The organism is Arenimonas fontis, assembly GCF_008386465.1.
GTDB classification, from domain to species: Bacteria; Pseudomonadota; Gammaproteobacteria; order Xanthomonadales; family Xanthomonadaceae; genus Arenimonas; species Arenimonas fontis.
This window is the reverse complement of the sequence record NZ_VUOD01000006.1, coordinates 43342-64157: the sequence shown is the minus strand read 5'-3', so window position 1 is coordinate 64157 and position 20816 is coordinate 43342. Positions and strand designations below refer to the sequence as shown.

Here is a 20816-nt window from a genome sequence, read left to right as displayed (position 1 = left end):
CCATGCCCGTCCTGCTGATGCACCTGCGCGACGTGCCCGAGGACGAACTGGAGGAGGTGCGCGCCCTGCTGGAGGCCGAGGGCGTGGACTTCTACGAGACGCGCCCGAGCATGTGGGGCGTCTCCGGCGGCGGCATCTGGCTGCCGGACGATGCCGACGAAGCCGAGGAAGCGCGCGCCCGCGCCCTGCTCGAACGCTACCAGGCCGAGCGCTCCCGGCGCATGCGCGAACTGCGTGCCGCCGGCCACCGCGAATCGCCCTGGCGCGAGCACCCGCTGCGCAGCCTGGCGGCCCTGCTGGGCCTGCTGATCATGCTCGGCCTGGTGACGGTGCCCTTCTTGCTGTTGGGCCGTTGACGGGGTGGGGGCGAACGGGTGATGCCGGTGATGGCGCGTATGGCGATGGCGGCGCTGCTGTTCATCGCCAGCACCTGCCTGCACGGTGCCTTGCTGTTGGCCGCGGCCTTGTTCAGGTGGTTGCTTCCGCTGCCCTGTCTTCGCCGCCGGCTGGAGCGCTGGCTGCCGGCCATCGCCGAAAGCTGGATCGGCGTCAACGGCTGGATGATCGACCGCTTCACCCGTACCCGGTTCATCGTCGAGGGCGGCGAGGGCCTGCGCGCCGAAGGCCGCTACCTGGTGCTGGCCAACCACCGCAGCTGGGTGGACATCCCGGTGCTGCAGAAGGTGCTGAACCGCCGCATCCCGCTGCTGCGCTTCTTCCTCAAGCGCAACCTGATCTGGGTACCGGTGCTGGGCCTGTGCTGGTGGGCGCTGGATTTCCCCTTCATGCGCCGCTACACGCCGCAGCAGCTGGCGCGCCGGCCCGAGCTGGCCGGACGCGACCTCGAGGAAACCCGCAAGGCCTGCCTGAAGTTCCGTCAGTTGCCGGTGTCGGTGATGAACTTCGTCGAGGGCACGCGCTTCACCCCGGAAAAGCGCCAGGCCGGCGATGCCGGCTACCGCCACCTGCTGCGGCCCAAGGCCGGTGGCGTTGCCTTCGTGATGGGCGCCATGGGCGACGTGCTGGATGCCGTGCTCGACGTCACCCTGCATTACGAACCGGCGACGCCCAGCCTGGTGGACCTGTTCGCCGACCGCGTGCGCACGGTGCGCGTGCACCTGCGCCTGCTGTCCATTCCCGAAGGCTTCGCCGGTGCCGATTACACCGGTGATCCGCAGTTCCGCCAGCGCTTCCAGGACTGGATCAACGTGCTCTGGGCGGAGAAGGACGCGCGCCTGGCGCGCTGGTCGGCAGGCTGAGGCGGAACCTGGTCGGCGTCGGCGGTCCGCAGGCGGGGCGCATCGCGGGCGCCGGGCCGTTTCCTGCCGGCCCACCCGGGGCCGGAGCCAGGCTGATCGCGGTCAGGCCAGTGGCCTCAATCGCCCCGGCGCAGGGCCTCGAGCAGGGAGCGGGCGGCCTTGCCGTCCGGCTCCAGGCCCAGACGAGCCTGCTCGGCGCGGATGGCGCGGCGGCTGCGTTCGCCCAGCAGCCCGTCCACCTCGCCGATGTCATGGCCACGGGTGATCAGCAGGGCCTGCAGTTCGCGCCGCTGGGCGCGCGACAGGCCGGGATCGTCGGTGGGCCAGGGCATGCGCAGGCCGGCGCCGCCGCGGAGGTGGTCCGAGAGCAGGGCGATCGCCAGGGCATAACTCTCGGCGGCGTTGTAGCTGAAGATCGCGTCGTAGTTGCGGAACACCAGGAAGGCCGGACCCTGCGGGCCGGCCGGCAGCAACAGGGCCGCCTTGCGTTCGTCCTTCGGCCAGTCGCCGCCATCGGCCCGGCGCAGGCCGCGGTCGGTCCAGTACGAGAGCGGGCGCCGCTGCCTGCGGCCCTGCAGGGAGGTATCGAAGCCCTCGGGCAGCAGGACTTCATGGCCCCAGGCCTGGCCGGGCTGCCAGCCGGCCCGGCGCAGATAGTGGGCGGTCGAGGCCAGGGCGTCCGCGACGCTGCCGACCAGGTCGCGACGGCCGTCGCCGTCGCCATCCACGGCGACGCGGGCGTAGGTGGAAGGCATGAACTGGGTCTGGCCGAAGGCGCCGGCCCAGGAGCCGGTCAGGTCTTCGGCGTCCAGGTCGCCGCGCCCGATGAGCGCCAGCAGCGCGAACAACTCGCCGCGGAAGAAGGCCTGGCGGCGGCCGGCACAGGACAGCGTCGCCAGCGAATCCAGCAGGGGCTTGCGGCCGGTCACGCGGCCGTAGTCGCTTTCCACGCCCCAGACCGCCACCACGGTGGCGGCATCCACGCCATGCTCGGCTTCCATGCGCGCCAGCAAGCCGGCATGTTCGAGCAGGCGGGCCTGGCCGTCGGCGATGCGCTCCTCGTCCACGAGCGCCGCCAGATAATCCCAGATCGGCAGCTCGAACTCCGGCTGCCGGTCCAGCGCCCTCTGCACCTCCGGGTCCTGCCTGCGCCCGGGCATGTGGGCATCCCAGGTCGCGGCGGACACGCCACGGGCGAGTGCCAGCGGGCGCAGCTCGGCCAGGCATCGGTCCAGGCGGCCTTGCCCGGCATCCGGATCGCCGGCGCCGGCGGCGGTGGCGAAGGCGAACAGGACGGTGGCAAGCGGAAGCATGCGCCGCACTTTGCCATCACGGCGCTGAACGATGGCCCGGCGGGGCGTGATCGGCCGTTTTCCGAATCGAACATTCCAACCGGCGAGGTGATCGTCATGAGACATCCGCGAATCGGCAGTGCACTGGTCCTTGCCCTGGTGCCGGCACTGGCCATGCCCGTGGCCGCATCCGTGAACCAGGCCGCTGCCGATCTGGCTTTCGCCGACGCCATGGACGCGTGCGCGGCCGCTACCCATCAGGGACCCCATCCCTTCGTTCCGGGCTTCGTCATCGAACATGTGGTCGCCGGCGAGGACGAAGCGGGACGTTGCCCCTACTCCCAGACCATGCCGGGCGGCATGCGCATGGAGTGCGCCTTGAGCGGGGAGGGCCGGGCAGCCCTGGCAAGGGAGTTCCGGGAAATGGCCGAAGGCCGGCTGCAAGGCGGCACCGCTGACCAGCCGGCCTGGACGGGGGAATGCGAGCTGGTGTTGCCGGATGGCAAGCGCCAGCCCATGCGGCAGTAGCGGGGCTCAGGCGCCGAGCGCCCGCCACCAGGCCTGCAGCATGCGGGTCAGCTCGCGCAGCGGATGCCGGATCGGTCGTGGGGCGGCGCCGTCGCGCCTGGGCCGGCGGCCGCGCGGCCACGCCGGCAGGCGCGGGCCACGGCGACCATGGCGGGGCCACCAGGCAGGCATGGCTCAGGCCCTGCGCGGTCCGGCCCAGGGCCGCGGGCGCGCATGCCCGGCCAGATGGCGTCGCCTGGCGATCTCGGCGTCGAGCCGGCGGTATTCCGGGCTGTCGATCCGGCCGGCCATGACCAGTTCCCAGAGCTGGACCGCCAGCTCCTCGTCCAAGACCTTGCGGGCGGGGAAGGGGATTACCGTGCCCATGATGTGAACTCCTTTAGGGGGGTGGAGTGTCGCCAGCCAAGCGCTGCAGGTTTCGTACCAAGGCGTCGGGACACGGGCTGAGCATCGGGGGCAACGGGCCGGAATGGTGAAGCCGGTCACGATTCCGATCCGGCCGGCCACAAGATATGGGAGTGGATGCAGGCCTTGGCCCGACGATCGAAACGGCGCCAGGCTGGAGGCCACTGGCGCGACGACGGGCAAAGCCTGACGCGGCAGGGCACCTGGCCGCTGCCCAGCCCGACTTGCGTAGCCTTGCGGACCGGCCGGTCGGGCGTGAAAGTGACGGCATGCCGGAATTGCTGTTGCAGACCGCCGCGGCGATGGAATCGGAGCAGCCGCCCGAACGGGCGCGCGGCCTCCGCTTCGTCCGCCGGCTCTATCCGATGCGCGTGTTCGGCCTGGCGGCGGGTGGCGTGGCGGTGGCGGGGGTTCTGCATCTTCATCAGGCCGGTCCCCTGGCCTGGCTGCTGTTGGCCGCCAACGCGCTGCTCTGGCCACACCTGGCTTACCACTGGGCGTACTCGGCGCCGGATCCGGCCCAGGCCGAAAGGCGCAACCTGCTGCTGGATTCGGCCTTCGGCGGCGCCTGGATCGCGGTCATGCAGTTCAACCTGCTGCCATCGGCCGTCCTGCTGGCCATGCTGAGCATGGACAAGGTGGCGGCCGGCGGCTGGCGGCTGCTGGCGCGCAGCTGGCTGGCGATGCTGTGTGGCGGCGGCCTGGTCTGGACCCTGCTGGGCTTCCCGCTGTCTCCGGAGTCACCGATGTCGGTGATCCTGTGCGCGTTGCCGCTGCTGCTGGGCTATCCGCTGGCCCTCAGCCTGGCCACCTGGCGGCTGGGGCAGGCCGTGCTGCGGCAGAACCGGCAGCTCGAACTGCACAACCGTACCGACGTTCTGACCGGCCTGCCCAACCGCCAGCATTGGCGGCAGGCGCTGGAACACGAGTTCCAGCGTTTCAGCCGGCACGGCCGGCCGGCGGTGCTGATGATGGTGGACATCGACAACTTCAAGCAGATCAACGACGAACTGGGCCATCTGGTCGGCGACCAGGTACTGCAGGAATTTGCCGTGGAACTTCGTCGGGGCCTGCGCGCGGTGGACGTCGCGGCCCGGTACGGTGGTGACGAGTTCGTCGTCGTGATGCCCGACACCGGGCCGGAGGGCGCCGAGCAGGCGGCCCGGCGTCTGCTCGGCCAGGTGCGCCGCCGGGCCGAGGAAGCCGATAACGTCGTGCCCTACAGCATTAGCATCGGTTTCGCGGTGCTGGACCGCGACATGGCCGGCCCGGAACAATGGATCGCCGCCGCCGATGCCGCCCTCTACCGGGCGAAAACGGGCGGCCGCAATCGCCATTCCCGCTGAGAGTCCCGATGCCCTACACCCCGATCGTGGCCACGCTCGGCTACGTACTGTCGCCGGACCGGCGCCACTGCCTGATGGTCCATCGCAATGCCCGGGAGGGCGACCACCACCTCGGCAAGTACAACGGCCTGGGCGGCAAGCTGGAGCCGGACGAGGACGCGATGGCCGGCATGCGCCGGGAACTGCGCGAGGAGGCGGGTATCGAGTGTTTGTCCCTGCGCCTGCGTGGCACGCTCAGCTGGCCGGGTTTCGGGAAAGGGGGCGAGGACTGGCTGGGCTTCATCTTTCTGGTGGACCGTTTCGAAGGCCGACCGCCGGCGCGCAATGCCGAGGGCGAGCTGGCCTGGGTGCCGCTGGAGCGTCTGCTTGCCGGCGAGGTGCCGCTGTGGGAGGGCGACCGGCATTTCCTGCCCCTGGTCTTCGACCAGGACCCCCGCCCCTTCCACGGGGTGATGCCCTATGCCGCCGGGCGCATGCTGAGCTGGTCGTATTCGCGCTAAAAATACTCGAAATGAAGCGAAAACCGGCTAAAAGTGCCGGTCTCTGATGTTTCAAGCGCGTGATCGGCCGGATAACCATATTTTTACGGGCGCTCGCGTATGCTGTCGCGGCGTGAAACGGCCCTCGTGGCCGCCTGCTTCGCAATCCTTCGCGATCGCCGCCCCACCCGGGGCTACCGGGGCCCGGCCTGGGCCTCGGGACGACCGCGCTGTCCGTCCTCATACGCCAAGGAGCGCCGCATGACCGATATCACCAGCAGCCTTCCCGATCTGATCGAGATCAGCGAAGACGGCTTCGCCTTCTACGAGGAGGCGGCGCAGAAAGTGAAGGACAAGAAACTCTCAAGCCTGTTCTCGAAGCTGGCCAAGGCCAAATCGGAGCTGGTGCAGGAACTGTCGAACGAACTGAAGCCGGCCAGGCGCCGCGGCCGTCGCAAGCCGCCCGAAGCCCTGGCCGACCTGAGCCAGGCCTACGACGGCCTGCGCAAGCAGCAGGCCGCCCCCGCCGAGCGCTTCCAGCGCATGGCCGAGGTCGAGGGGCAGCTGCAGCAGACCTTCCAGAAGGTGGTGCTGGACCGCGAGCAGAGCTTCGTGGTGAGGGTGTTGGCCAAGCAATACGTCAGCAAGGCCGAAGTGCTGAACAAGGAACTGCGCGCGGTCCAGCGCAACGCCTGAAACCGCCGCCCCTGTCCACGGCGGGTGGCGCCGATGCGCGTCCCGTCGCCGTTTGCCGGCGAGCCTTTGCGTGGCCGCCTCGGCAGCCGAACCGGCATGAAAAAACCGCCCGGCATCGCCGGGCGGTTTCGTTTCTGCAAGCGCCCGGCTCAGTCGGTGCTGGCGGCGGTGTCCAGGCCGCGCCGCTTGAGCAGCGGGCCCACCTCCGGATCGCGGCCGCGGAAATTCCGGAACAGTTGCATGGCGTCGGCGCTGCCGCCCCGGCTGAGCAGGGTAGTGCGGAAGTGGTCGCCGTTCTCGCGCTTGAGGCCGCCGTTCTCCTTGAACCACTCCACCGAATCGGCGTCCAGCACCTCGGACCAGATGTAGGCGTAGTAGCCGGCAGAGTAGCCGCCCATGATGTGCGAGAAGTAGGTGCTGCGGTAACGCGGCGGTACCGGTGGGTAGTCCAGGCCGGCCGCCTTCAGCGCCTGCGCCTCGAAGGCGAGGGTGTCGGTCGGCACCTGGTCCGGCCCGAGCTGGTGCCAGTGCTGGTCGAGGATGGCTGCCGCCAGGTACTCGGTGGTGGCGTGGCCCTGGCCGTACTGTTCGGCGGCCAGCACCTTGTCCAGCAGGTCCTGCGGGATCGGCTCGCCGGTCTGGTAGTGCTTGGCGTAGTTGGCCAACACCGAGGGCCAGGTGGCCCACATCTCGTTGACCTGCGAAGGGTATTCGACGAAGTCGCGCGGCACGCTGGTGCCGGCGAACTGCGGGTATTTCACCTTCGAGAACAGGCCGTGCAGGGCATGGCCGAACTCGTGGAACATGGTGGTGACCTCGTCGAAGCTCATCAGGGTCGGCTGTCCGTCGGCCGGCTTGGGGATGTTCTGGTGGTTGGCGACCACCGGCTTGGCTCCGGTCAGGCCGTTCTGCGGCACGTAGGCGTTCATCCAGGCGCCGCCGCGCTTGCTCGGGCGGGCGTAGAAGTCGCCATAAAACAGTCCCAGCGGGCTGCCGTCGGCGTCGAAGACCTCCCAGACCCGCACGTCGGGGTGGTAGACCGGGATGTCCTTGCGTTCCTTGAAGCTCAGCCCGTAGAGCTGGTTGGCGGCGTAGAAGACGCCGTTCTCCAGCACGCTGTTCAGCTCGAAATAGGGCCGCAGCTGCGATTCGTCGAAGTCGTACTTCTGCTTGCGCAGCTTTTCGGCGTAGTAGGCCCAATCGGCCGCCTCGAGCTGGAAACCGCCTCCCTCGGCGTCGATGATCGCCTGCATCTCGGCGGCTTCCCGGCGGGCATTGGCCACGGCGGCCGGGGCTAGGTCGCCCAGGAGCTTGTTCACCGCCTCGACGCTGCCGGCCGTTTCGTCCTCGAGCACGTAGGCGGCGTGGCTGTCGTAGCCCAGCAAGGCGGCGCGCTCGGCACGCAGCCTGGCCACCCTGGCGACGATCTCGCGGTTGTCGAACTCGTTGCCGCGGGCGCCGCGGGCCAGTGAAGCCGCCATGATGCGCTTGCGCAGCTCACGGTTCTGCAGATAGGCCAGCGGCGGTTGTCCGGAAGTGTTCTGCAGCGCGATCAGGCACTTGCCTTCGTGGCCCGCCGCCTTGGCAGCCTCGGCGGCGGCCGTCACCGCTTCCGCCGGCAGGCCGGCGAGCTCGGCCGCGTCCTCGACCAGCACGGCGGAGGCATTCACCTCCTTGAGGACGTTCTGGCCGAACTGCGTGGCCAGGCTGGCCAGCTCGGCGTTGATCGCCTTCAGCGTTTCCTTGTCGGCGTCGGACAGCTTGGCGCCGGCGCGCACGAATTCGATGTAGTAACGCTCCAGCAGGCGCCGGGATTCGGCGTCCAGGCCCAAGCCGTCGCGTTGGTCGTACAGGGTCTTCACCCGTTCGAACAGCTTGCCGTTGAGCAGGATGGCGTCCTGGTGGGCGGCGAACTTCGGCGCCATCTCGGCCTGGGTCTTCTGGATCGTCGGGTTGGTGTGGGCGCCGGCCAGGTTGTAGAAGACGGCGGCGGTGCGGTTGAGCAGGGCGCCGCTCTTCTCCATCGCCACGATGGTGTTGTCGAAGCTCGGCGGCGCCGGGTCGTCGGCAATGGCTTCGATCTCCGCGCGGTGCGCCGCCATGCCGGCTTCCAGCGCCGGACCGTAGTGCTCATCCTTGATCAGGTCGAAGCGCGGTGCCTGGTAGGGCAGGGTGCTGGCCTGGAAGAAAGGGTTGTCGGCTTCGGCGGGCGTGACGGCCTTTGCCGGGCCGGCATCGGCGAGGGCGGCGGCGGGCGCGCCCAGGGCAAGGGCAATGGCCAGGGCCAGGGACAACTTGCGGGTCATGCGGCGGGTCCTCGCGGCTAGGGGAAAGCGCCGAGCCTACCCCATCCCCCGGTGGCCAACCCGTGACGAAAGGCACGGTCCTGTGGCGGCCGGGCCTGGTCACCGCTAGGCTGTGAGGCCCAACCGGAGCAAGGCCATGGCCACTGTCCACGATTTCGCCGCCGTGACCCTCGAAGGCCGCGAGCAGGCCCTGTCCGAATACCGCGGCAAGGTGTTGCTGGTGGTGAATACCGCCAGCAAGTGCGGCTTCACGCCCCAGTACGCCGGCCTGGAGGCGCTTTGGCGCAAGTACCGGGACAAGGGGCTGGTGGTGCTGGGGTTTCCTTGCGACCAGTTCGGCCATCAGGAGCCGGGCGACGAGGCCGAGATCCGCCAGTTCTGCTCGCTGAGCTACGACGTCAGCTTTCCGATGTTCGCCAAGATCGAGGTCAACGGGGCGAACGCGCATCCGCTGTACCGGCACCTGAAGGCCGAGAAGCCCGGCCTGCTCGGCTCGGAGGCGATCAAGTGGAACTTCACCAAGTTCCTGGTCGGCCGCGACGGCAAGGTGCTCAAGCGCTACGCACCCACCGACACCCCGGAGAAGATCGAAAAGGACCTTCGGGATCTGCTGGCCTGAGGCCGGCTCATTTCTCCACGAAAGCCCGCTCGAACACGTAGTGCCCGGGCGTGCCGATGCGCGGCGCGGCGCTGAAACCGCGGCCGTCGAGGATGGCGCGGAAATCGGCCAGCATCTGCGGGCTGCCGCAGATCATGGCCCGGTCGTGCGCCGGGTCCAGCGGCGCCAGGCCGAGGTCCGCGGCGATTCGGCCGCTGTCGAGCAGGGTGGTCAGGCGGCCCTGGTGCCGGAACGGCTCCCTGGTCACGGCCGGGTAATACAGCAACTGTTTCGAGATGGTCTCGCCCAGGTACTCGTGCCGCGGCAGCTCGCGGCTGATGTAGTCGTGATAGGCCAGGTCGGCGACACCGCGCACGCCATGGGTGAGCACCACGCGCTCGAAGCGCTCGTAGGTGGCCGGATCCTTGATGACGCTCAGGAAGGGTGCCAGGCCGGTGCCGGTGGCCAGCAGATAGAGATTGCGGCCGGGGTGCAGATCGCTGATCAGCAGGGTGCCGGTCGGCTTGCGGCTGACCAGCAGGTCGTCGCCGGGCTTGATGTGCTGCAGGCGCGAGGTCAGGGGGCCGTCGGGCACCTTGATGCTGAAGAACTCCAGCTCCTCCTCCCAGTTGGCCGAGGCGATGGAATAGGCGCGCAGCAGCGGCCGGCCGTCCACCATCAGGCCGATCATCACGAACTGGCCATTGTCGAAACGCAGGCCGTCGTCGCGGGTGGTGGTGAAGCTGAAGTAGTCGCTGGTCCAGTGCCGGACGGCGAGGACCCGTTCGGTGGCGAAGGAGGACATCGGAAGGATTCGCAATAGGCGGACCGGCGAGCGCTGGCGTGCGGGTCCGGACCGGCGGATTGTACGTGAGTCGGGACGGTCGGGATAAGCGCCGGGCAGCGTCCGCGGCGGCTTCCCGGCCGTTGCGCCTCGGCCGACGACAGGCCTGGTGCCGGTGGACCAAGCGGTCGTTTGCGCCGGGCACGGCGATGTCGGAAAATACAGGCCCTTTCATTCGGCCACCGGGTTCTCCGGCCAGGCCTCCCCCGAGGAAACCCCATGCAGATCGCCGAGCGCACCGTCGCGTCCTTCCATTACACCCTGACCGACGAGGCCGGCACCGTGCTCGACTCCTCCGTCGGTCACGAGCCGCTGAGCTACCTGCACGGCGCCGGCAACATCGTGCCCGGTCTCGAGAAGGCCATGGAGGGCCATAGCGCCGGTGACCGTTTCGATGTGGTGGTGCCGCCGGAAGAGGGCTATGGCCTGCCCAACGACATGCTGGTCCAGACCGTGCCGCGTGAAGCGTTCCAGGGCGCTGGCGAGATCGAGGTCGGCATGCGTTTCCAGGCGCATACGCCGCAGGGTCCGATTTCCGTGGTCATCGCCAGGATCGAGGGCGACCAGGTCACGGTGGACGGCAACCATCCGCTGGCCGGCAAGTCGCTGCATTTCGCCATCGAGGTGACCGACGTGCGCGAAGCCAGCCTGGAGGAGGTCATGCACGGTCACGTGCACGGCGAGGGCGGCCACTCGCACTGAGTACGGTGCGGGCCAATGCCGGGGCGGGGTAGAATGCGCGCCCCCCGGCAGTCCCTTACCCTCGCGTGTTGCAGCTTCCCCCCCACATCAGCCTCCGTTTCGAAGATCGTCCCGGCTACCTCTACGCCGAAGTCAGCGGCCCCCGCGACAGCATGCAGATCTCGTTGGCCTACTGGGCAGCCATTTCCGCCCGGTGCAAGGCCGGCAATGCCCGTCGCCTGATGGTGGTGGAGCGGCTGGGCGACTACGAAGGCGAACGCGACATGGCGCGCATGATCGCCGCGCTGGTGGCCATGGGCCTGGACCGGATCAAGATCGCCTTCGTCGTGCATCGGGTCGAGCTGCTGCCGGTGATGGAACAAGGCGAAATCCTGGCCATGGAGTACGGGGCCAATGGCAGGGTATTCAGCAGCGCCGACCTGGCCGAGCGCTGGCTGAGGCACGGCGGCGGCTGAGCCGGGTCCGCCGGGGCGACCACCGTCCCTGCTGCGCCGGCGCGGAACGGGTGTCGGGGCGGGTAGAATGGCGGCGTTTGCCGCCAGCCTTCGCCCGCCATGTCCGTCATCAAGCAGGAAGACCTGATCCAGTCCGTCGCCGACGCCCTTCAGTACATCTCGTACTACCACCCGGTCGACTACATCCGCAGCCTTGCCGCCGCCTACGAGCGCGAGCAGTCGCCTGCCGCCAAGGATGCGATGGCGCAGATCCTGATCAACTCGCGCATGTGCGCCGAAGGACACCGGCCGATCTGCCAGGACACCGGCATCGTCACCGTGTTCCTGGAAGTCGGCATGGACGTGCGCTGGGACGGCGCGACCATGTCGCTGGAAGACATGATCAACGAGGGCGTGCGTCGTGCCTACAACCACCCCGACAACCGGCTGCGCGCCAGCGTACTGGCCGATCCGGCCGGCCGGCGCCGCAACACCCGCGACAACACGCCGGCAGTGGTGAACATGAAGATCGTCCCCGGCGATACCGTGGACGTGATCGTGGCGGCCAAGGGCGGCGGCTCGGAGGCCAAGAGCAAGTTCGTCATGCTCAATCCGTCCGACTCCATCGTCGACTGGGTGCTGAAAACGGTGCCGAGCATGGGCGCCGGCTGGTGTCCGCCGGGCATGCTGGGCATCGGCATCGGCGGTACCGCCGAGAAGGCCATGCTGTTGGCCAAGGAAGCCCTGATGGAGCCGATCGACATCCAGGACCTGATCGCCCGTGGACCCTCGAACCGGGCCGAGGAGCTGCGCTTGGAGCTTTACGAGAAGGTCAACGCCCTGGGCATCGGCGCCCAGGGCCTCGGCGGCCTGACCACAGTGCTGGACGTGAAGGTCAGGGACTACCCGACCCACGCGGCCAACCTGCCGGTGGCGATGATTCCCAACTGCGCCGCCACCCGGCACGCGCACTTCACGCTAGACGGCAGCGGCCCGGTAGCCCTGGAGCCGCCTTCGCTGGAGGACTGGCCGACACTGACCTACGACGCCTCCAAGGGTCGCCGCGTGGACCTGGACGAGGTCACCCGGGACGAGGTCGCCAGTTGGAAGCCCGGCGAGGTGCTGCTGCTGAGCGGCAAGCTGCTGACCGGCCGCGACGCCGCCCACAAGCGCATCGTGGACATGCTCGATCGCGGCGAGGTGCTGCCGGTGGACCTGCGCGGCAAGTTCATCTACTACGTCGGCCCGGTGGACCCGGTTCGTGACGAGGTCGTCGGACCGGCCGGCCCGACCACGGCCACCCGCATGGACAAGTTCACTGAACAGGTGTTGGCCCAGACCGGCCTGCTGGGCATGATCGGCAAGGCGGAGCGCGGCCCCGCGGCCATCGAGGCCATCCGCAGGCACCGCTCGGCCTACCTGATGGCGGTCGGCGGTGCTGCCTACCTGGTGTCAAAGGCGATCCGGGCGGCCAGGGTGGTGGCCTTCGAGGACCTGGGCATGGAGGCCATCTACGAGTTCGAGGTCCGGGACATGCCGGTCACGGTGGCGGTGGATGCCCGGGGCGAGTCGGTGCACCGGACCGGTCCGCGCCAGTGGCAGGCGCGGATCGGCAAGATCCCGGTCGTACCGGAATAGCGCCGGCGAAACTGAACGGCCGTAGCGCCATCCCGGCCGGTCCGTCAGGCCGGGATGGCTTTTGCCGCCGGAAAGGTGTAGGGTGCGCCCGACTGTGTGTTTGCCAAGGGTCACAGTGCAACGTGACCTGATGCGGTAGATCCATCGATCCGCTACATCTTTTCACCACGCTTCTCCTTGCAACCCAGTCGCGCGGCGGAAGTTCCGTCCGCGATGTCATCCATCCGCAATATGTTTCAAGGAGCAAGTCATGTCGGATCGTCAGATCGGTACCGTCAAGTGGTTCAACGACGCCAAGGGTTTCGGTTTCATCAGCCGCGAGAACGGTGAGGACGTGTTCGTCCACTTCCGTTCCATCGTCGGCTCGGGTTTCCGCAGCCTGCAGGAAGGCCAGAAGGTTTCGTTCAAGGTCGTGCAGGGCCAGAAGGGCATGCAGGCCGACGAAGTCCAGCCGATGTAACCGCCCCGGCCCGCAAGGGCCGGCGCCTCGGGACCCCGGGCGGAAACGCTCGGGGTCTTGTTTTTTCTCCGGCCCCTTGCCCGGCCGGGAAAGACGCATGGTTTCCCGGCCGCCCGGTGCCGGGGCAGGGGCTTACCCGGTCCCGGCAGCGCATCGTATCCTTCCGCTCCCCCCAGGCAGGGAAGCGAGATGTACACCCTCTATTACGCGCCGGGTGCGGCGAGCATGGTGGTGCACTGGCTGCTGATCGAGTTCGGCGCCAGGCACGAACTCAGGCGCCTCGACCTCGAAGCCAGGGACCAGAAGCGGCCAGAATACCTGGCCCTCAACCCGCGCGGCGTCGTCCCGACCCTGCTGGTGCACGGCGAGCCGCTGACCGAATCCGCAGCCCTGGTGCTGCACCTGGCCGATGCCCATCCCAGCTTCGGCATGGCGCCGGAGCCGGGCAGCATCGAACGCGGCCGCTACTACCAGTGGGTCCTGTTCCTGGCCAACACGGTGATGCCGGCTTTCCGCACCTGGTGGTACCCGCACGAGGCCCCGGGCGGACCGGAAGCGGCCAAGGCCGATGCCGAGCGCCGCATCCACGAGGCCTGGGACCATATCGAGGCGCACCTGGCCAGGCGCGGCCCCTACCTGCTGGGGCCTTCGGTCTGTGCCGCCGATTTCCTGCTTACCATGCTGATGCGCTGGTCGCGCAGGATGGCGCGGCCCGCCACCGAATGGCCGCAACTGGCCGCGCACGCGCAGCGCATGAAGGCCAGGCCGAGCTTCCGCACCCTGTACGAGCGCGAAGGCCTGACCGAATGGGCCTGAGGGCGGGGCGGCTCAGTCCGCTGCCAGTCCCACCCGCAACAGCTTTCCGTTGCCGGCATCGGTGAGCAGGTACAGGTAACCGTCCGGCCCCTGGCGGACGTCGCGGATGCGCTCGCCCAGCTCGACCAGCAGATCCTCGCTGCCGACCAGCTTGCCGTCCTCGAGATCCAGCCGCACCAGCTTGCGCAAGGCCAGGCCGCCGGCGAACAGGTCGCCACGCCAGGCCGGGAATCGCTCGCCGGTGTAGAAGGCCAGGCCGCTGGCGCCGATCGACGGGGTCCAGTGATGCAGGGGCTGTTCCATGCCCGGCGCCTCGCGCAGACCTTCCCCGACCGGGGTGCCGTCGTAGTTCACGCCATGGCTGATCGCCGGCCAGCCGTAGTTGAGCCCGGCCCGGGCGATGTTCAGCTCGTCGCCGCCCTTGGGGCCGTGTTCGGTCTGCCACAGCTCGCCGGTATCGGGATTCAGGGCGGCGCCCTGGACGTTGCGGTGACCCCAGGACCAGATCGCCGCCTGGGCGCCGTCACGGCCGACGAAAGGATTGTCGGCCGGGATACCGCCGTCGCGCTCGATACGGAAGATCTTGCCCTGGCCCTGGTCCAGCCGCTGCGCCCGTTCCGGTTCGCCCCGGTCGCCGGCGGTGACGTAGAGCCGGCCTTCGCGGTCGAACACCAGGCGCGAGCCGAAATGGTGGCCGGCACCGAGCTTCGGCTGCTGGCGGAAGATCACCTGCAGCTCCTCCAGCCGGCTGTCCCCGGCCAGGCGGGCCCGGGCGACCGCCGTGCCGGCGCCGTTTTCGCCGGGCTCGGCGTAACTCAGGTAGACCAGCCGATTGTCCTCGAAGTCCGGGTCCAGGGCGACGTCCAGCAGGCCGCCCTGGCCGCGGGCGAAGACCTGGGGCACGCCGGCGATCGGGTCCGAAAGCCGGCCATCGGGGTACACCAGACGAAGCCGGCCAGGCCGCTCCGTCACCAGCATGCGACCGTCGGGCAGGAAGGCCAGGCCCCAGGGGTGTTCGAGGCCGGTGGCGACCGGAAACACTTCCAGGGTGCCATGCTGGCTGGCGAAACGCTGTGGCGACACCTGTTCCGCCGACGCGGGGTGACGGGCCTCGCAGCCGGCCAGCAACGCCAGGGTGCCGGCGAGGAGCAGGGGCTTGATGCGCAAGGGGGTCATGGCGAAGTCCTCGAGTCGGTATCGAGCAGGGGTTCCAGTGCCGGCCAGACGTGCTCGAGCAAGCGCGGTTGCGCCTCGGCCACCGGATGCAGGTTGTCGGGCTGGAAGGCGTCCCGGTCCAGGGCGATCGGTTCCAGCAGGAAGGGCAGCAGGGCGGCGCCGTGCGCCTCGGCCAGCTCCACATAGTTGCGCTCGAAACCTCGCGTGTACTGCGGGCCGTAGTTCGGAGGCAGGCGCATGCCGATCAGCAGCACCTTCGCGCCGGCTTCACCGGCGGCGCGGATCATGCGCTCGAGATTGGCGCGGGTTTGCTCCAGCGGCAGGCCGCGCAGGCCGTCGTTGGCACCCAGTTCGATCACCACCACCGCCGGCGAGTGCCGGGCCAGCTCGGTGCCGATGCGGCTGGCGCCGCCGGCGGTGGTTTCGCCGCTGACACTGGCATTCACCACCCGCCAGCCGGGCCGTTCGGCGGCCAGCTTGCGCGCCAGCAGCGCCACCCATCCCTGTTCCGGGGCCAGGTTGTAGGCGGCGGACAGCGAATCTCCCATCACCAGGACGGTGCGTGTCGCCGAGGCGTGCGCCGGCAGCGCCAGGAGGAGGGCCAGCATGACCAACAGGCATTGAAGCCTCCCTCGCCAGCCTGCATAAACTGCATCCATTTCCTTCCTCGCATCGAAAGAAGACCGACATGGCCGACTCCCGGGACCGCACCGCGCGGTCCGTGACCGCACTGACTGCCGAAGGCCTGGGCAAGCGGGTGCCGCTGCCCTCGGGCGAGTTGACCATCCTCGACGGGGTCGGTTTTACCATCTCCCGGGGTGAAGCCGTCGCCATCGTCGGTGCCTCCGGTTCAGGAAAGAGCACGCTGTTGTCCCTGCTGGCCGGGCTGGACCTGCCCAGCAGCGGCCATGTCGAACTGGGCGGCGAGCGCCTGGATCGCCTGGACGAGGACGGCAGGGCACGGGTGCGCGGCGACAAGGTGGGCTTCGTTTTCCAGAACTTCCAGCTACTGCCCTCGCTGACCGCGCTGGAGAACGTGATGCTGCCGCTGGAACTGCGCGGCGATCGCGACTGCGAAGGCCCGGCGCGGGCGATCCTGGCCCAGGTCGGCCTGGGCGAACGCCTGGGTCACTATCCCCGACAGTTGTCAGGCGGTGAGCAGCAGCGCGTGGCCCTGGCCCGCGCCTTCGTCACCCGGCCGGCGCTCCTGTTCGCCGACGAGCCGACCGGCAACCTGGATACCCACACCGGCCAGGCCATCGTGGACCTGCTGTTCCGGCTCAATCGCGAGGCCGGCACCACCCTGGTGCTGGTCACCCACGACGACCGCCTGGCGGCCCGCTGCGACCGGGTGCTGCGGCTGGATGCCGGCCGCCTGGTGTCGGCATGAAGCCCTTGCGACTGGCCTGGCGGCAGTTCCGTCGCGACCTGGGCTCGGGCGACATCCGCATCCTGTTGGCGGCCTTGGTACTGGCGGTGACCGCGGTGTGCTCGGTGGGCTTCGTCACCGACCGGGCCGAGCGGGCCTTGGCGCTGGAGGCCAACCGCCTGCTTGGCGGCGACGCCGTGCTGCGCGCCGACGCGCCGATCGTCGGCGCCCTGCGCGAGGCCGCCTCGGCGCCCGGACTGCGGGCAGCCGAGACCGTGGGTTTCCCCAGCATGGTGCGGGCCGGCGAGGCCTTGCGCCTGGGTGAGTTGCGCGCCCTGGGCGAGGGCTTCCCGCTGCGCGGGCAGTTCGTCCTGCGTGACGCTGCCGGCAGGGAGGCGCCCGCGCCGGGCGTGCCCGCGCCCGGCACCGTCTGGCTGAGCCGGGCCGGCGCCGATACCCTGGGCGCCCGCATCGGCGACCGCATCGGCGTGGGCCTGCGCGAGTTCGAACTGGCGGCCCTGGTCGTGCAGGAACCCGATGCCGCGCTGGATTACTTCAACACCGCACCGCGCCTGTTCCTGGCCTTGGCCGATCTGGAATCCACGGGGCTGGTGCAGCCCGGCAGCCGCATCACCTATCGGTTGGCGGTGGCGGGAACTCCGGCGGCGGTGGAGCGCTTCACCACCTCCGTCGGCGACAAGCTAGACCGCGGCCAGCGCCTGGAAACCGCCGCCGAGGCCCGTCCGGAAATCCGTCGGGCGCTTGACCGGGCCGACCGCTTCCTGGGCCTGGCCGCCCTGGTGTCGGTGGTGCTGGCGGCGGTCGCCGTGGCCATGGCCGCACGCCGGCATGGTGCCCGGCATCTGCAGGGCGCAGCGGTGATGCGCAGCCTGGGGGCCAGTCAGCGCGATCTGGTGCTGGTGCACGGTGGCGAACTGCTGCTGGCGGGGCTGTTGGGCTGCCTGTTCGGCCTGAGCATCGCCTTCGGCCTGCAGTGGGCGGTGGGAGTCTGGCTGGCGGAGGCGCTGAAACTGGACCTGCCTGGCGCCGGCTGGAGGCCCGTGCTGGAAGGTTTCGCCGTCGGCCTGACGGTGCTGCTGGCATTCGGCCTGCCACCGGTGCTGGCGCTGCGCCGGGTGCCGGCCCTGCGGGTGTTGCGCAGCGACCTCGACCCGACCGAGCCCAGCGCCTGGCTGGTGCTCGCCGCCGGCCTGGCCGGCCTGTCCGCCCTGCTGTGGTGGAAGGCCGGGTCGGCGGTCCTTGGCACTGCCATGCTGGCGGGCATCGCCATCACCCTGACCGTGCTGGCCCTGCTGGCCTGGGGCCTGATCCTGCTGGTGCGGAGCCTGCGCCGGCGCCTGCGCGGCGCCTGGCGCTACGGTCTGGCCAACGTCGGCCGGCGTGCCGGCGCCAGTATTGCCCAGGTCTCGGCCCTGGGCCTGGGCCTGATGGCCCTGCTGCTGCTTGGTTTCGTCCGCACCGATCTACTGGAGCGCTGGCGCCAGGCGCTGCCGGAGGACGCACCCAACCGCTTCATCGTCAATGTGCAACCGGATCAGGTGCAGCCGCTGCGTAGCTTCGTGGCCAGGCGCGGCCTCGCCGAACCAACCCTGTTTCCGATGATCCGTGCCCGGCTGATCGAGTTGAACGGCCGGCCGGCCAGCGGCTCGGACTATCCGGAAGGCAGTCGGGCCCGGCGCATGGCCGAACGCGAGTTCAATCTCAGCGCCGCCGAGGCATTGCGTTCCGACAACGAGGTGGTGGCCGGGCGGTTCTGGCAGGGACGGCCGGCCGGGCCCGAGCTGTCGGTGGAAGAAGACTTCGCCCGCGACCTGGGCTGGCGCCTCGGCGACGAGGTCGCCTTCGACATCGCCGGCGCGCGTTTCGCCGCGCGCATCACCAGCCTGCGCAAGGTGGACTGGGAAAGCTTCCAGCCGAACTTCTTCGTGCTGGCTTCGCCGGGGGCGCTGGACGGGTTCTCCGGCAGCCACATCACGGCCGTGAAGGTGCCCGCTGGCGACACGCGTTTCACCGCCGAGCTGGTGGCGGCCTTCCCGAACCTGTCGGTGGTGGACGTGGACGTGGTGCTGGACCAGATCCGCGGCACGGTGGACCAGGTCTCCACCGTGGTCGAGGCGGTGTTCGCATTCGCCCTGCTGGCAGGCTTGCTGGTCCTGATGGCGGCGGTCAGCGCCAGCCAGGACGAGCGTCTGCTCGAGGGTGGGGTGATGCGGGTGCTCGGTGGCCGGCGCCGGCAACTGCGGCTGGCGCAGGCTTCGGAGTTCGCCGCACTAGGCCTGATCGCCGGCCTGGTGGCCGCGATTGCCGCTTCGCTGCTGGCCGGGGTGGTAGCCAGACGCGTGTTCGACCTGCCCTGGACGCCCGATCCGGCCATGATCGCCACCGGCGCCGGCGCCGGCCTGGTGGCGGCCCTGTTGGCGGGCCTGTATGCGACCCGGCGGGTGGTGGATGCGCCGCCCTCGGTGACCCTGCGCGAACTGCAGGGCTGAGGTTTCAGCCCAGCAGCAGCATGGCGAAGAAGATCGCCAGCATCGCCAGCGCCAGCAGCAGTTTGAAAACTGCGCCCAGCAGCAAACCCAGCCAGGTGCCGAACCCGACCCGGGTGGCGGCGCGAAACTCCCGCCCATGCCACAGCTCGCCCAGCGAAGCGCCTAGGAAGGGACCGGCCAGCAGCCCAGGCAGGCCGAAAAACAGGCCGACCACGCTGCCTACGCCGGCACCGAACATGGCCTTGCCGGAGGCGCCGACCCGGCGGGCGCCGATCATGCTGGCCAGCAGGTCCACGAGGATGGACAGCAACACCAGCACCCCCAGCACCGTCAGAGTGCCGGCGCCAACCCGCTGATACGCGTCGGCCCAGGCGGCCAGCCACATGCCGGCGAACATCAGCGGCAGACCGGGCAGCACCGGCAGGACCGTGCCCAGCAGGCCGATCAGGATCAGGGCGGCGGATACCAGAAACCAGGCGGTGTTCGTGTCCATGGCGCGAGCCTAGCAGCGTCCCGCCGGCCCGGCACCGGGGCCACCGGAGCGTCCGGCGGTCGCCTGTGCGGGCGGTGGCTGCCTGCGTATGCTTCTTCGCCTGCACTAATCCCGCGGATGCCATGAACCCCGTCGAACATCCGGTCGTCGCCGAGGACGGCCACCGTTTCTGCCTGCGCATCGTCGAGCCGGCCGCCTCGCGCGCGCACCTGCTGTTCCTGCCGGCCCTGGGCGTGCCGGCCGCGAAGTACGACGCCTTCGCGGCGGCGCTGGCCGGGCACGGCATCCGGGTCGCCGTGGCCGAATGGCGCGGCATCGGCAGCAGCGCCTGGCGCGCCGGGCGCGGCATCGACTGGGGATACGGGACGCTGCTCGGGCGGGACCTGCGGGCCGCCAGGGCGGCGCTGGGCCCGGGCGCCTGGCATTACGGTGGCCACAGCCTCGGCGGTCAGTTCGCGGCCATGCTGGCGGCGCTGGATCCGGAAGCCTGCGCCGGTCTGGTCCTGGTGGCCACGGGCGTGCCGCACGAGCGCCTGTACCGCGGCGCCGCCGGCCTGGCGATCGCCGCTTTCGCCCGGCTGCTGCCGGCGCTGACCCGTCTGTGCGGCCATTACCCGGGGCATCGTCTGGGGTTTGCCGGACGCGAGGCGGGTGGCGTGATGCGCGACTGGGCACGGACCGTGCGTCACGGCGTCTACGAGGACTACGGCACGGGCGGGTCCCTGGAGGACCGGATGCGCCGGCTGGCCGTCCCGGTGCTCGGCCTGAGCCTGGCGGAGGACTGGCTGGCCCCCGCCGTCACGCTCGCGGCCTTGATGGACAAGCTGGGCCCCGGCCCCCACCGGGCCATGACCCTGGACGGCGGACGTCTGGGCGTCCGGGCCGATCATTTCCGCTGGATGCGCCGGCCGGATGGGCTGGCGCAGACGGTTGCGGACTGGCTGCTCAGCCCCTGAAGTCGTCGTGGCAGGCCTTGCAGGTTCCGCCGATCCGGTTGATCACCACCGAAGCGGCGGCGCAGTCCGACGGCGTCGCCGCCAGGGCGGCATCCACGGCGGCGCGCAGTTCGCTGGCGTGCCGGATGAAGCGCTCGTCGTCCTGGGTCGGCAGGAAGGCCGGCTCCAGATCGTTGCCCAGGTGGCGCAGGGTCTGCAGTCTCGGCAACAGGTCGGTGGCAGCGCAGCGGTTCTGCTTGAGAGAGTTGTTCAGGGCGCCCATCTGCGCCGACATCACCGCCATCACGCCATTGGGATACGCCGTCCCCTTGCGCAGGGCGTTCATGAGCACCAGGGTGCCGGTGACGCCAAGGAACAGGCCGATCAGGACCAGGATGACCGAACGCATGCAGGACTCCCGAGGCTAAAGAGGACCGCCGGCAACATAACACGGCGGTCCCGCGCCCCGGGAGAGTGGGGCAAGTCCGCTGGCCGGCCTGATACGACCGGATTCCTGATACGGCCGGATT

The 20816-nt window shown here is 69.7% G+C and carries 24 protein-coding genes; 15 read left to right on the top strand and 9 right to left on the bottom strand.

The window, feature by feature from the left end:
- Positions 1–2: 2 nt before the first annotated feature.
- Together F0415_RS09115 and F0415_RS09110 are read left to right on the top strand one after the other, a co-directional pair.
- Positions 3–356 (top strand): DUF6164 family protein, encoded by a 354-nt coding sequence (locus F0415_RS09115; protein ID WP_149860907.1) that lies wholly within the window; start codon positions 3–5, stop codon positions 354–356.
- Between the two features lie 30 nt (positions 357–386).
- Complete coding sequence (locus F0415_RS09110) at positions 387–1259, top strand: acyltransferase (protein WP_342780502.1); 873 nt, start codon at positions 387–389, stop codon at positions 1257–1259.
- Positions 1260–1375: 116 nt separating this feature from the next.
- Here F0415_RS09110 and F0415_RS09105 read toward each other — a convergent pair whose 3' ends face one another.
- Positions 1376–2572 (bottom strand): lytic murein transglycosylase, encoded by a 1197-nt coding sequence (locus F0415_RS09105; RefSeq protein ID WP_149860905.1) that lies wholly within the window; start codon positions 2570–2572, stop codon positions 1376–1378.
- A gap of 96 nt (positions 2573–2668) precedes the next feature.
- Here F0415_RS09105 and F0415_RS09100 point away from each other — a divergent pair, with 96 nt between their 5' ends.
- Positions 2669–3079, top strand: a complete 411-nt coding sequence (locus F0415_RS09100) for a hypothetical protein (RefSeq protein WP_149860904.1) — start codon at positions 2669–2671, stop codon at positions 3077–3079.
- A 6-nt stretch (positions 3080–3085) separates the two neighbouring features.
- Here the strand turns inward: F0415_RS09100 and F0415_RS12605 are convergent, their stop codons facing one another.
- Both F0415_RS12605 and F0415_RS09095 read right to left on the bottom strand, forming a co-directional pair.
- A complete protein-coding gene (locus F0415_RS12605) occupies positions 3086–3250 on the bottom strand; it encodes a hypothetical protein (RefSeq protein WP_188310349.1) in 165 nt (54 codons plus the stop codon).
- Between the two features lie 3 nt (positions 3251–3253).
- A complete protein-coding gene (locus tag F0415_RS09095; RefSeq protein ID WP_149860903.1) occupies positions 3254–3445 on the bottom strand; it encodes a hypothetical protein in 192 nt (63 codons plus the stop codon).
- Between the two features lie 308 nt (positions 3446–3753).
- Here F0415_RS09095 and F0415_RS09090 point away from each other — a divergent pair, with 308 nt between their 5' ends.
- From F0415_RS09090 to F0415_RS09080, 3 genes are all read left to right on the top strand, one after another.
- On the top strand, positions 3754–4830 hold the full coding sequence (locus F0415_RS09090; protein WP_188310348.1) for a GGDEF domain-containing protein: 1077 nt from the start codon (positions 3754–3756) through the stop codon (positions 4828–4830).
- An 8-nt stretch (positions 4831–4838) separates the two neighbouring features.
- A complete protein-coding gene (locus tag F0415_RS09085) occupies positions 4839–5330 on the top strand; it encodes an NUDIX hydrolase (RefSeq protein ID WP_149860901.1) in 492 nt (163 codons plus the stop codon).
- A 240-nt stretch (positions 5331–5570) separates the two neighbouring features.
- Complete coding sequence (locus F0415_RS09080; protein WP_188310347.1) at positions 5571–6005, top strand: PA2169 family four-helix-bundle protein; 435 nt, start codon at positions 5571–5573, stop codon at positions 6003–6005.
- Positions 6006–6154: 149 nt separating this feature from the next.
- Here the strand turns inward: F0415_RS09080 and F0415_RS09075 are convergent, their stop codons facing one another.
- Positions 6155–8311 (bottom strand): M3 family metallopeptidase, encoded by a 2157-nt coding sequence (locus F0415_RS09075; RefSeq protein ID WP_149860899.1) that lies wholly within the window; start codon positions 8309–8311, stop codon positions 6155–6157.
- Between the two features lie 136 nt (positions 8312–8447).
- On the opposite strand from F0415_RS09075, the gene F0415_RS09070 reads away from it, so the two are divergent.
- Positions 8448–8930 (top strand): glutathione peroxidase, encoded by a 483-nt coding sequence (locus F0415_RS09070; protein ID WP_149860898.1) that lies wholly within the window; start codon positions 8448–8450, stop codon positions 8928–8930.
- A 7-nt stretch (positions 8931–8937) separates the two neighbouring features.
- Here the strand turns inward: F0415_RS09070 and F0415_RS09065 are convergent, their stop codons facing one another.
- On the bottom strand, positions 8938–9714 hold the full coding sequence (locus tag F0415_RS09065; RefSeq protein WP_149860897.1) for a ferredoxin--NADP reductase: 777 nt from the start codon (positions 9712–9714) through the stop codon (positions 8938–8940).
- 258 nt (positions 9715–9972) lie between these two features.
- Between F0415_RS09065 and F0415_RS09060 the strand changes: the two genes are divergently transcribed.
- The 5 genes from F0415_RS09060 to F0415_RS09040 all read left to right on the top strand — a co-directional run bounded on the left by F0415_RS09060 (position 9973) and on the right by F0415_RS09040 (position 13803).
- Complete coding sequence (locus F0415_RS09060; RefSeq protein ID WP_149860896.1) at positions 9973–10455, top strand: FKBP-type peptidyl-prolyl cis-trans isomerase; 483 nt, start codon at positions 9973–9975, stop codon at positions 10453–10455.
- A gap of 68 nt (positions 10456–10523) precedes the next feature.
- Positions 10524–10910, top strand: a complete 387-nt coding sequence (locus F0415_RS09055; protein ID WP_149860895.1) for a hypothetical protein — start codon at positions 10524–10526, stop codon at positions 10908–10910.
- 99 nt (positions 10911–11009) lie between these two features.
- Entirely contained in the window at positions 11010–12527 is a 1518-nt protein-coding gene (locus F0415_RS09050; RefSeq protein ID WP_149860894.1) for a fumarate hydratase, read from the top strand.
- Between the two features lie 250 nt (positions 12528–12777).
- A complete protein-coding gene (locus F0415_RS09045) occupies positions 12778–12987 on the top strand; it encodes a cold-shock protein (protein WP_149860893.1) in 210 nt (69 codons plus the stop codon).
- A 189-nt stretch (positions 12988–13176) separates the two neighbouring features.
- Positions 13177–13803, top strand: coding sequence for a glutathione S-transferase family protein (locus F0415_RS09040; RefSeq protein ID WP_149860892.1), 627 nt, complete (start codon positions 13177–13179; stop codon positions 13801–13803).
- 12 nt (positions 13804–13815) lie between these two features.
- On the opposite strand, the gene F0415_RS09035 is transcribed toward F0415_RS09040, so the two are convergent.
- Complete coding sequence (locus F0415_RS09035) at positions 13816–14979, bottom strand: PQQ-dependent sugar dehydrogenase (RefSeq protein WP_149860891.1); 1164 nt, start codon at positions 14977–14979, stop codon at positions 13816–13818.
- Complete coding sequence (locus F0415_RS09030) at positions 14976–15587, bottom strand: arylesterase (RefSeq protein WP_149860890.1); 612 nt, start codon at positions 15585–15587, stop codon at positions 14976–14978. Before F0415_RS09030 ends, F0415_RS09035 begins: the two co-directional genes overlap by 4 nt.
- Positions 15588–15667: 80 nt before the next feature.
- Between F0415_RS09030 and F0415_RS09025 the strand changes: the two genes are divergently transcribed.
- Both F0415_RS09025 and F0415_RS09020 read left to right on the top strand, forming a co-directional pair.
- On the top strand, positions 15668–16369 hold the full coding sequence (locus tag F0415_RS09025) for an ABC transporter ATP-binding protein (RefSeq protein WP_149860889.1): 702 nt from the start codon (positions 15668–15670) through the stop codon (positions 16367–16369).
- Positions 16366–18858 carry an ABC transporter permease gene (locus tag F0415_RS09020; protein ID WP_149860888.1) on the top strand — a complete coding sequence of 831 codons (2493 nt, stop codon included), beginning with the start codon at positions 16366–16368 and terminating at the stop codon, positions 18856–18858. The genes F0415_RS09025 and F0415_RS09020 overlap by 4 nt, the downstream gene beginning before the upstream one ends.
- 4 nt (positions 18859–18862) lie before the next feature.
- Here F0415_RS09020 and F0415_RS09015 read toward each other — a convergent pair whose 3' ends face one another.
- Complete coding sequence (locus F0415_RS09015) at positions 18863–19351, bottom strand: DUF456 domain-containing protein (RefSeq protein WP_149860887.1); 489 nt, start codon at positions 19349–19351, stop codon at positions 18863–18865.
- Between the two features lie 122 nt (positions 19352–19473).
- Here F0415_RS09015 and F0415_RS09010 point away from each other — a divergent pair, with 122 nt between their 5' ends.
- Complete coding sequence (locus F0415_RS09010) at positions 19474–20307, top strand: alpha/beta hydrolase family protein (RefSeq protein ID WP_149860886.1); 834 nt, start codon at positions 19474–19476, stop codon at positions 20305–20307.
- Here the strand turns inward: F0415_RS09010 and F0415_RS09005 are convergent.
- Complete coding sequence (locus F0415_RS09005) at positions 20297–20695, bottom strand: cytochrome c (RefSeq protein WP_149860885.1); 399 nt, start codon at positions 20693–20695, stop codon at positions 20297–20299. The two genes, F0415_RS09010 and F0415_RS09005, sit on opposite strands and share 11 nt — an antisense overlap.
- Positions 20696–20816: the final 121 nt, after the last annotated feature.